The organism is Kitasatospora sp. NPDC057936 (genome assembly GCF_042887525.1).
In the GTDB taxonomy this organism is placed as follows: domain Bacteria; phylum Actinomycetota; class Actinomycetes; order Streptomycetales; family Streptomycetaceae; genus Kitasatospora.
In genome coordinates this window covers 55,976-66,035 of sequence record NZ_JBHVPD010000060.1, presented here as the reverse complement: position 1 = coordinate 66,035, position 10,060 = coordinate 55,976, and the positions used below count along the sequence as shown (strand labels likewise).

Annotated in this window: 6 protein-coding genes; 5 read left to right on the top strand and 1 reads right to left on the bottom strand. The window is 74.1% G+C overall.

Going from position 1 to position 10,060, the window contains the following annotated elements:
- Together ACFVU9_RS27850 and ACFVU9_RS27845 are read left to right on the top strand one after the other, a co-directional pair.
- Window positions 1-310: FG-GAP repeat domain-containing protein (locus tag ACFVU9_RS27850; RefSeq protein ID WP_387597923.1), on the top strand; the 310-nt coding region annotated here is incomplete at its 5' end.
- Between the two features lie 212 nt (window positions 311-522).
- Window positions 523-2,094: an FG-GAP-like repeat-containing protein gene (locus ACFVU9_RS27845; protein WP_387597921.1), complete on the top strand. Its 1,572-nt coding sequence runs from the start codon at window positions 523-525 to the stop codon at window positions 2,092-2,094.
- On the opposite strand, the gene ACFVU9_RS27840 is transcribed toward ACFVU9_RS27845, so the two are convergent.
- The gene (locus tag ACFVU9_RS27840; protein ID WP_387597929.1) at window positions 2,019-2,498 is read right to left on the bottom strand and encodes a MarR family winged helix-turn-helix transcriptional regulator; all 480 of its coding nucleotides are present in this window, start codon (window positions 2,496-2,498) and stop codon (window positions 2,019-2,021) included. The genes ACFVU9_RS27845 and ACFVU9_RS27840 overlap by 76 nt on opposite strands.
- Window positions 2,499-2,785: 287 nt before the next feature.
- Between ACFVU9_RS27840 and ACFVU9_RS27835 the strand changes: the two genes are divergently transcribed.
- From ACFVU9_RS27835 to ACFVU9_RS27825, 3 genes are all read left to right on the top strand, one after another.
- Entirely contained in the window at window positions 2,786-4,936 is a 2,151-nt protein-coding gene (locus ACFVU9_RS27835) for a SpoIIE family protein phosphatase (protein ID WP_380441518.1), read from the top strand.
- Window positions 4,937-5,154: 218 nt separating this feature from the next.
- On the top strand, window positions 5,155-7,782 hold the full coding sequence (locus ACFVU9_RS27830; RefSeq protein WP_387597926.1) for a SpoIIE family protein phosphatase: 2,628 nt from the start codon (window positions 5,155-5,157) through the stop codon (window positions 7,780-7,782).
- Between the two features lie 62 nt (window positions 7,783-7,844).
- Complete coding sequence (locus ACFVU9_RS27825; RefSeq protein ID WP_380441517.1) at window positions 7,845-10,043, top strand: glycoside hydrolase domain-containing protein; 2,199 nt, start codon at window positions 7,845-7,847, stop codon at window positions 10,041-10,043.
- The last annotated feature ends 17 nt before the right edge of the window (window positions 10,044-10,060 follow it).

Sequence of the window (10,060 nt, the reverse complement as noted above, 5' to 3'; positions counted from 1 at the left end):
GGTGCGGGTCGCCGACTTCGACGGGGACGGCAAGGCCGACTACTGGGTGATCAACCCCGACGGTTCGGTCAACGTGTGGCTCAACCACGGGGGCGACACGGGCGGCGGCTGGCAGCCCCTCGGCCGCGTCGCGACCGGCCTGACCACGAACCAGAACTCCGTCTACTTCACGGACTTCACGGGCGACGGCAAGGCCGACTACCTCTGGAACCCCGGTGACGGCAGCACCCGCGGGTTCGCCAACAAGGGCGGCGACCCGGCCGGTCCGAACGGCTGGGCGGACCTCGGCAAGATCGCCAGCGGCGCCTGACCCCGACCCGCCCGGATCCCAGGCGCCTGACTGCGATGCGCCTGACCCCGGCAAGGGGTGACGGCCGGCCCGGCCCGGCCGACACCCCGGTCGCCCCACGGCCGGCCGCTCCCCCCGCCGCACGGCGCGCGGAGCGGCCGGCCCACCTCGTGCACCACGTACCCCACGGCCGGCCAGCGCGCCGGCCCCTTTCGAAGGCCGTACTCCCTGCCATGAAACCTCGCGTTCCCCGGGCACTGGCGGCGCTCCTCGCCGTGACCGGCGTCGGCCTCGGCCTGGCCCCGACCACCGCCCAGGCCGCCACCCGGCCCTCACCTCCACTGATCAAGGTCATGCCGCTCGGCGACTCCATAACCTGGGGGGCCAGCAGCCGCAGCGGTGACGGCTACCGCGCGCCGCTGATGGACCTGACCGCACGCCAGTCCCCTTACACCATCGACATGGTGGGCTCGAACTCGTCCGGCACCCAGGTGGACCCGGACAACGAGGGCCACAGCGGCTACAAGATCCGGCAGATCCGCGCCGGCATCGACCAGTGGCTGACCGCGGCCGACCCGGACGTCGTCCTGCTGCACCTGGGGATCAACGACGTCAAGTTCGACAAGACCGACCCGGTCACGGCCGCCACCGCGCTGTCCGAGCTCGTCGACCGCATCTACACCGACAAGCCGCGGGTGACCGTCGTCATCCAGGGCCTGCTCACCGCCACGCCCGGGCTCGAACAGCAGACCGCCGAGTTCAACCGCACGATCGCCGCCCTGGAGGCCGACCGGCAGCGGGCCGGCCGGCACGTGCGCTACGTGGACCCGGCCGACCTCGACGCCGCCCACGACCTGCCCGACCAGCTGCACCCCAACGACGACGGCTACCGCAAGATGGCCCAGGTCTTCCACACCGCCCTCGACCGCGTCGTCGCCGACGGCTGGGCGCCGCGCCCCGCCGTCCCGCGCGCCGGCACCGAGGCCGGGGACAGCGGCCGGGTGCGCTGGGCCGACTTCGACGGCGACGGCAAGCCCGACTACGTCACCATCGAGGACGACGGTTCGGTCAACGTGTGGCTCAACCACGGCGGCGACCCGGCCGGTTCCGGCGGCTGGCAGTCCCTCGGCCGGGTCGCCACGGGTGTCACGACCGACCGCAGCCGGGTCCGGCTGGCCGACTTCGACGGGGACGGCAAGGCCGACTACTGGGTGATCAACCCCGACGGTTCGGTCAACGTGTGGCTCAACCGCGGCGGCGACCCGGCCGGTTCCGGCGGCTGGCAGGCGATCGGCAAGGTGGCCACCGGCCTGACCACCGACCAGGACCAGGTGCGCTTCGCCGACTTCGACGGCGACGGCAAGGCCGACTACTGGCTGATCAAGCCCGACGGCTCCGTCACCGTCTTCCTCAACCGCGGCGGCGACCCGGCCGGTTCCGGCGGCTGGTACGGCCTCGGCCAGGTGGCCACGGGTGTCACGACCGACCGCAGCCGGGTCCGGCTGGCCGACTTCGACGGGGACGGCAAGGCCGACTACCACGTCATCAACCCGGACGGCTCCGTCTCCACGTGGCTCAACCGGGGCGGCGACGGCCACGGCGGCTGGCAGTACATCGGCCGGACCGCAACCGGCGTGACCACCGATCACACCAGCGTCCAGCTCGTCGACTTCACCGGCGACACCCACGCCGACTACCTCAGGACCGACCCGGCGGGCCACGTCACCGCCTACGCCAACAACGGCGGCGACCCGAGCGGCCCGGACGGCTGGACCGGCCTCGGCCAGATCGCCGGCGGGGCCTGACCAGCGGGGCCTGACCGACGGGGCCTGAGCAGCGGGACGTGACCAGGGGGTGGTGGCAGATGCCGCCGCCCCCTTCCTCTTGGCCGGAGGCTGGCTCCCCGGCGTGGGAAGCGGCTGCGGACGGCCCGGGCGGCGTCCGTGCCGTCGAGGAGGGTGGGCAGCGGGGCGGTGAGGGTCTCGACGTCCTCTGCCGTCAGGCGGGCGCCCGTCTCGCCGGTGAGGCGGGAGGTAGCCTCGCCCGGCCGGGCGGCCAGGGCGCGGCCGGCGTCCGTGAGGTGGATCAGGACGGCGCGCTCGTCCTGCTCGTGCGGGACGCGGCCGACGAGGTCGCGCCGGACCAGGGCGTCGACGAGTCGGCTGGGGCTGCCCTGTTCGCGGACCAGCAGGCGGCCCGGGGCGGCCAGGGCGACCGGCCGGGGGATGGCGAGCGGGATCCGGTAGAAGGGCGGCCGGGCCGGTCGGGGCGTGCGGGACGGCGCCGGGTGGTGCCGGCCGGGGTTCGGCAGTCGGGTCGTCGGCGGTGGTGGTCACGCCGTCCGGGGCGTCGGGGAGGCAGGGAGGCGGCGCCGCGGGCGGCGCCGGGCGGGATCCGGTAGCCGGGGTCCGCGGTGGTTCCCGGCGGCGACGGGACGTACGGCGCCCGGCCGGGCCACTATGGGAGGGGGCCGGTCGGCCGAATGGGGTAATCGTGATGGGCGTGGCACGGCAGGCGTCCCCCGAGGACGCGGGGACGGCGGCGGAGCCGGGCCTGGAGGCCGTCGGGCAGGTCCTGCGGTCGGCGCCGGAGCGGCTCGGCGCGCACCTCGGCGGGGTCTACCTGCTGTCGGAGGACCGGCAGGTGCTCGAACTGGCCATGACGCTGGGGGCCGTCCGGCAGTTCACCAGGCCGTGGCAGCACATCGGCATGACCGCGCCGATCCCGGTGGTCGACGCGGTGCGCGGCGGCCGGACGGTGTGGGTGGCCGGCGCGGAGGAGCTGGCGCGCCGGTACCCGAGGGTCGCGGTCGCGATGCCGTACGCGTTCTGCCTGGCCGCCGCGCCGCTCGTCGCGCGCGGGACGACGTACGGGGCCCTGTTCGTGCTGTGGCCCGCCGCGCACGCCCCCGAGCTGTCGCCCTGGGAGCGCGGCGCGCTCGACGCGCTCGCCGGACGCCTGGCCCAGGTAGTGGCGGAGGCCGCCGACGCCGGGCGGCCGGTCCGTCCGGGCCCGCGCCCGGCGGTGGCGGAGCGGCGTCCGGTCGAGCCGGTCGCGGCGATGGCGGCGCGGCTCCCGGAGGGCCTCTGCGCGCTGGACCTGGACGGCCGGCTGGCCGCCGTCACCCCGGCCGCCGCCGAGCTGCTCGGGGAGCCGGCCGAGCGGCTGCTGGGCCTGCGGCCGTGGGCGGTGCTGCCGTGGCTGCGCGATCCGGTGTACGAGTACCACTGCCGGGCGGCGGTGATCAGCGGGCAGTCTGCGGCGTTCGTCGCCGTCCGGCCGCCGGACCGCCGGCTGTCGTTCGAGCTGTTCCCGGACCCGACCGGCCTCACCGTCCGGATCGCCCCGGTCGCCCCCGTCGCCCCGCTCACCGCCGTCGCCGGCACCCGCCGGGAGCGGCCCGCGGGCACGGCGGCCGACCGGGCGGTGCAGGCCCGGCCCGGCGCGCTGTACCACCTGCTCCACCTGGCCAGCGCGCTGACCGAGGCGATCAGCGTGCAGGACGTCGTGGCCATGGTCGCCGAGCAGATCGTGCCGGCCTTCGGCGGCCGGGCGGTGGCGGTGCTGCTGGCCGAGGGCGGCCGGCTGCGCATCGCGGGCCACCGCGGTTACCCGCCCGGCCTGGTCGACCAGTTCGACGGCACCCCGCTGACCGAGCCGACGCCCGGCGTCCGGGCCTCCACCCACGCCGTGCCGGCCTACTTCGAGAGCCGCGCGGAGCTGGAGCGGCTCTACCCGGGCCGCCACGAGACGCAGGACGGGATGGCCGCGTGGGCCTACCTGCCGCTGGTGACCTCGCGCCGGCTGATCGGCACCTGCGTGCTCGCCTTCGCCGAGCCGCACCGCTTCGACCTGGAGGAGCGGGCCGTCCTCACCTCCCTCGGCGGGCTGATCGCCCAGGCGCTGGACCGCGCCCGGCTGTACGACACCAAGCTCGGCCTGGCCCACGGCCTCCAGGAGAGCCTGCTGCCCCGGGCACTGCCCGCCGTGCCGGGCCTGGACGTCCGCGCCCGCTACCTGCCCGCCACCGAGGGCATGGACGTCGGCGGCGACTTCTACGACCTCCTGCGGGTCGGGCCGGACGACGTCGCCGTCGTCATCGGCGACGTCCAGGGCCACAACGTCAACGCCGCCGCGCTCATGGGCCAGGTCCGCACCGCCGTGCGCGCCTTCGCGTCCGCCGACGCCGACCCGGGCACCGTGCTGTGCCGCACCAACCGCCTGCTGGCTGACCTGGACACGGCGCTGCTGGCCAGCTGCGCCTACCTGCGCGTCGACCTCGCCCGGCGCGAGGCCCGGCTGGCCGACGCCGGGCACCCGGCGCCGCTGCTGTACGGGCCGGACGGCCGGGCGGAGGTGCTGGAGCCGGACGTCGGGATGGTGCTGAACGTCGACCCGGCCGCCGAGTACCCGCAGATTTCCGTCCCCCTGCCGGTCGGCACCACGCTCGTCCTGTACACCGACGGCCTGGTCGACACCCCCGGGGCCGATCCCGACCGGGCGCTGGCCGGCCTCGTCGCGACGCTGGCCCGGCGCGGCGCAGAGCCGCTCGACCGGCTGGCCGACGCGCTGATCGACCGGGCCGGGCACGGAGAGCACCGCACCGACGACGTGGCGCTGCTGCTGGTCCGGTCCGTCCCGCGCTGAGCCCGTGCGCCGGCCCGCACGACGTTCCCGTCCGACGTTTCCGCCCGCGCCCGGGGCGGGATCATGGGGGTATGGCCGCGGACCAGGGCCCCACGCCCCGGCTGCCCCCGGGCCGACCGGGTGGCCGCCGGGAGCGGCGACACCCGAATCCGGTACCGCGGGAACCTCCGGCGCGGCGCCCGCGGTCGGTGCTGGGGATCCGCAGCGTCGCCGGCCAGATGTTCGTCCTCCAGGTGCTGATCGTCCTGCTGCTCGTGGTGGTGGCCGTCGTGGCGCTGCTGGTGCAGTCCCGCAGCGACCGGTTCGACGCGGCCCGTGACCGCTCGCTCGCCGCCGCCGAGAGCTTCGCCCACGGTCCGGGCCTGGTGGCGACGATGGAGGGGCCGAATCCCAGCGCCGTCCTCCAGCCGCTGACCGAGGCGGCCCGCAAGGCGGCCATGGTCGACTTCATCGTGGTCACCGACCGCAACGGCATCCGCTACACCCACCCCGAGCCGCAGCTGATCGGCAAGAAGTTCGTCGGCACCATCGGTCCTTCGCTGGAGGGCAAGGTCACCGTCGAGCAGGTGCACGGGCCGCTCGGCCAGGAGTACCAGGTCGTCGTGCCGGTCGAGGACTCCGGCGGCGCCGTCGTCGGGATCGTGTCCTCCGGGATGAAGGTCGCCAACGTCAGCAGCGCGATCGACCGCCAGCTGCCGGTCGTCCTCGGGGCCGGCGCCGTCGCGCTCGGCGTCGCCACGGGCGGGACGGCGCTGGTGGGGCGGCGGCTCCTGCGCCAGACCCACGGCCTGGGGCCGGAGGAGATGACGCGGATGTACGAGCACCACGACGCCGTGCTGCACGCGGTGCGCGAGGGCGTGGTGATCGTCAGCGGGGACGGCCGGATCCTGCTCGCCAACGACGAGGCGCGGCGGCTGCTCGACCTGCCCGCCGACGCGGAGGGGCGCGCCGTCACGGACCTCGGCCTCGCCGCGCGCACCGCCGAACTGCTGGTGTCCGGCCGCGAGGTGAGCGACGAGGTGCTCCCCGTCGGCGAGCGCCTGCTGGCCGTCAACACCCGGCCCACCGACAGCGGGGACGGCCCGGCCGGCAGCGTCACCACGCTGCGCGACTCCACCGAGCTGCGCGCCCTCGCGGGGCGGGCCGAGACCGCCCGCGGCCGGCTGCGGATGCTCTACGACGCGAGCGTCGCCATCGGCACGACGCTGGACGTGCGGCGCACCGCGGACGAACTCGCGGGGATGGCCGTCCGGGAGTTCTGCGATTTCGCGACCGTCGACCTCGCCGAGGCGGTCCTGAGCGGTGAGGAGCCGCGGACGCCGGCCGTCGGCGAGCCGGTCGAGCTGCGGCGGGTCTCGGTCGACGGGATCAGGGACGACTCGCCGCTGTACCCGCGGGGGGAGCTGGTCCGGTGGGCCGGGAGCACCCCGCAGGCGGAGGGTTTCGTCGGCGGGCGCTCCACGCTGGTGCCCGAGCTGGCGGCCGACGCGGGGTGGCGGCGGCAGGACACCGAACGCACCCAGGCGGTGCTGGAGTTCGGCCTGGGCTCGCTGATCGCGGTGCCGCTGACGGCGCGGGGCGTGCTGATGGGCGTCGCGTGCTTCTGGCGCGGCCGGGAGCGGGGTCCGTTCGAGGAGGACGACCTGTCGCTGGCCGAGGAGCTGACCGCCCGGGCCGCCGTGTCGGTCGACAACGCCCGCCGTTTCACGCGCGAGCACACGATGGCCGTCACGCTCCAGCACAGCCTGCTGCCGCGGGCCCTGCCCGAGCAGAGCGCCGTCGACGTCGCCCACCGCTACCTGCCGGCCCAGGCGGGGGTCGGCGGGGACTGGTTCGACGTGATCCCGCTGCCGGGCGCCCGGGTCGCGCTGGTCGTCGGCGACGTGGTCGGCCACGGCCTGCACGCCGCCGCGACCATGGGCCGGCTGCGCACCGCCGTCCAGAACTTCTCCACCCTCGACCTGCCGCCGGACGAACTCCTCGGGCACCTGGACGAGCTGGTCACCCACATCGACCAGGAGACGGCGGATTCCGACGGGGAGCACGCGATCACCGGCGCGACGTGCCTCTACTGCATCTACGACCCGACGACCGGGATCTGCGCCCTGGCCCGGGCCGGGCACCCGCCGCCCGCGCTCGTCCACCCGGACGGGACCGTGGAGCTGCCGGTGCTGCCGGCCGGTCCGCCGCTCGGTCTGGGCGGAATGCCGTTCGAGGCCGCGGAGTTGCGGCTGGCCGAGGGCAGCAGCCTGGTGCTCTACACCGACGGCCTCATCGAGGACCGCACCCGCGACGTCGGGGTCGGCCTGGACCTCCTCACCGAGACCCTCGGCCGTCCGGGCCGCTCGCCCCAGGAGGTCTGCACCGCCGTGCTCGACGTCCTGCTGCCCGCGCGGCAGAGCGACGACATCGCGCTCCTCGTCGCCCGCACCCGGGTGCTGGCTCCGGAGCGGATCGCCGGGTGGGAGGTCAGCGCCGAGTTCGAGGCGGTGGCGGAGGTCCGCGCCGAGGCCGTCCGGCGGCTCGGCGACTGGGGCCTGGACGAGGCCGGGTTCGTCACCGAGCTGGTGCTCAGCGAGCTGGTGACGAACGCCATCCGCTACGGGACCGGACCGATCCGGGTGCGGCTGCTGTACGACCGCACGCTGATCTGCGAGGTCTCCGACACCGGCAGCACCTCCCCGCACCTGCGCTACGCGGCCGACGAGGACGAGGGTGGGCGCGGCCTGTACCTGGTGGCCCGGCTCACGGACCGCTGGGGCGTGCGCTACACCGCCGAGGGCAAGATCATCTGGGCCGAGCAGTTCCTGCAATCCGATCGCCAAGGCCAGGAAAAGCCCTGGTAAAGTTCGTGGCCGTGCCGCGGCGGAGGAGCCGTGGCGAGGCGCGAACGGGGGGATCGCAGCCCATGGCTGACGAGATGGTCCGGCTGGCTCAGAGGTTCGTCAACACGACCTACAACAACGGTGCCACGCTTGGGATTTCGAAGCTGGACGAGGACGGCCGCACCGGCTGGACGGTGATGTACGCGCTGACCCGCGCGCTCCAGTACGAGATGGGCATCACCTCCCTCTCGAACTCCTTCGGCCCGACCACGCTGTCGACGCTGCAGGCCAAGTACCCGAAGCTGGACGAGACGACCGTCCCGTCCGCGAACTTCTGCCGGATCCTGCAGGCCGCCCTGTACTGCAAGGGCTACGACGGCGGCGAGATCGACGGCACGTACAACGGCCGGGTCAGGGCGGCGGTCGCCAAGCTCAAGCTCCACATGGGCCTCGACGGGGTGTTCCCTGGCAGCTCGCTCGAACCCAAGGTCGTCAAGGGCCTGCTCACCATGGACGCGTACGTCACCGTCGGCGACGGGACGGACGGCATCCGGGCCATCCAGCGCTGGCTGAACGGCCGTTACGTCAACCGCAGGGACTTCTTCGTGATCCCCTGCGACGGGCACCACTCGCGGGACGTCGCCAAGTCGATGCTCTTCGCGATCCAGTACGAGATCGGCATGGCCGACGGCACCGCCAACGGCGCGTTCGGGCCCGGCACCCAGGCGGGGCTCAAGAGCCACACCGTCTCGGCCGGCGCCACCGGCACCTGGCCGATGCTGTTCACGGCGGCGATGGTCCTCAACCGGCGGGACGTCGCGTTCGGCGACTTCACGGCCGCCGTGAAGAGCGGGGTCGAGGCGTTCCAGTCCTTCGTCAAGCTGCCGGTCACCGGCGTCGGCGACTTCCAGACCTGGGCCTCGCTGCTCGTCTCCTACGGCGACCAGAGCCGGCGCGGCAGCGCCTGCGACGGCGTCACCAAGATCACCCCGGCCCGCGCGCAGGCCCTCAAGGACGCCGGCTACCAGTACGTCGGCCGGTACCTGTCCAACCCGTCGACCACGAGCCTGCCGGAGAAGCAGATCCAGCCCGGCGAGCTGGACACCATCAGGCAGTACGGGCTGCGCTGCTTCCCGATCTACCAGACGTGGAGCCGGTCGGCCGACTACTTCAGCTACAACCAGGGCACCAGCGACGCGTTCCGCGCGATCGAGTGGGCGCGCTTCCACGGCTTCAAGGCCGGCACGACGATCTACTTCGCGGTCGACTACGACGCCATGGACGGCGAGGTCAGCAGCTATGTCATCCCGCACTTCCGCGGCGTGCACCACACCGTGAGCGAGAACTCGTCCTACCAGGTCGGCGTCTACGGGCCGCGCAACGTGTGCCAGCGGGTGGCCGACGCGGGCTTCGCCCGGACCAGCTTCGTCTCCGACATGTCCAGCGGCTTCTCCGGCAACCTCGGCTACCCGATGCCGAGCAACTGGGCGTTCGACCAGATCGCCACCGTCACGGTGGGCAGCGGCGCGTCGGCCATCGAGATCGACACCGACATCGCCTCCGGCCGGGACACCGGCCAGGGCGACTTCGACCCCGGCGCCGGCACCGTCGCCGGGCTCGACACCGACCTCGACAAGACCGCCTACCGCGACGCCATGCTGCGCGACGTGCAGGGCTACCTCACCTCGATCGGCGTGCCGGAGACCGGCGGCGACGGCTGGACGGACAAGGACTGGGCCACCCTCGGCGGCGTCTCCACCACCAAGGCCTTCGACCTCGTGCTCAGCGCCGACTGGCTGTTCACCGCGCTCGCCCGCGAGTTCAAGCTGCGCAAGGCGCTGATCCAGGCCCCCGTGCTGTGGGAGCTGCGCAAGCTCAACGCGCTCGACGTGGCCGCCGACGCCGCCGTCCGCAACGGCCTCAAGGACGACTGCAGCACCGGCTGGGGCCAGATCTTCGCCCGGATCGCCATCGAGGCCCGCAACCACTGCCTGAGCGAGGGCCTGATCAACGGGACGAAGCTCACCGAGGCCAACCTGCGGGAGGTCTGGGACAACCTCCAGGACCCGGCCTACAACATCCGCTCGGTCACCTACCTGACGATCTACAACTCCCGCCAGCTCGGCATCGCCCGGCCCGGACTGACCACCGGCCAGGCCGACACCCAGGCACTGCTCGCCCGCTACAACGGCCTCGGCGACGCGGCGCAGCAGTACGGCCGCGAGCTGATCGGGCTGTACAACGTGCTGGAGAACTACAACCTGCTGTCGCGCAGCAAGTGAGCCCGGGGCACGAGCAC

Excerpts from the sequence above, each read along its gene's own strand:
- ACFVU9_RS27845 (WP_387597921.1), top strand. The coding sequence starts at position 523 with ATGAAACCTCGCGTTCCCCGGGCACTGGCGGCGCTCCTCGCCGTGACC.
- ACFVU9_RS27835 (WP_380441518.1), top strand. The coding sequence starts at position 2,786 with ATGGGCGTGGCACGGCAGGCGTCCCCCGAGGACGCGGGGACGGCGGCG.
- ACFVU9_RS27830 (WP_387597926.1), top strand. The coding sequence starts at position 5,155 with ATGTTCGTCCTCCAGGTGCTGATCGTCCTGCTGCTCGTGGTGGTGGCC.
- ACFVU9_RS27825 (WP_380441517.1), top strand. The coding sequence starts at position 7,845 with ATGGCTGACGAGATGGTCCGGCTGGCTCAGAGGTTCGTCAACACGACC.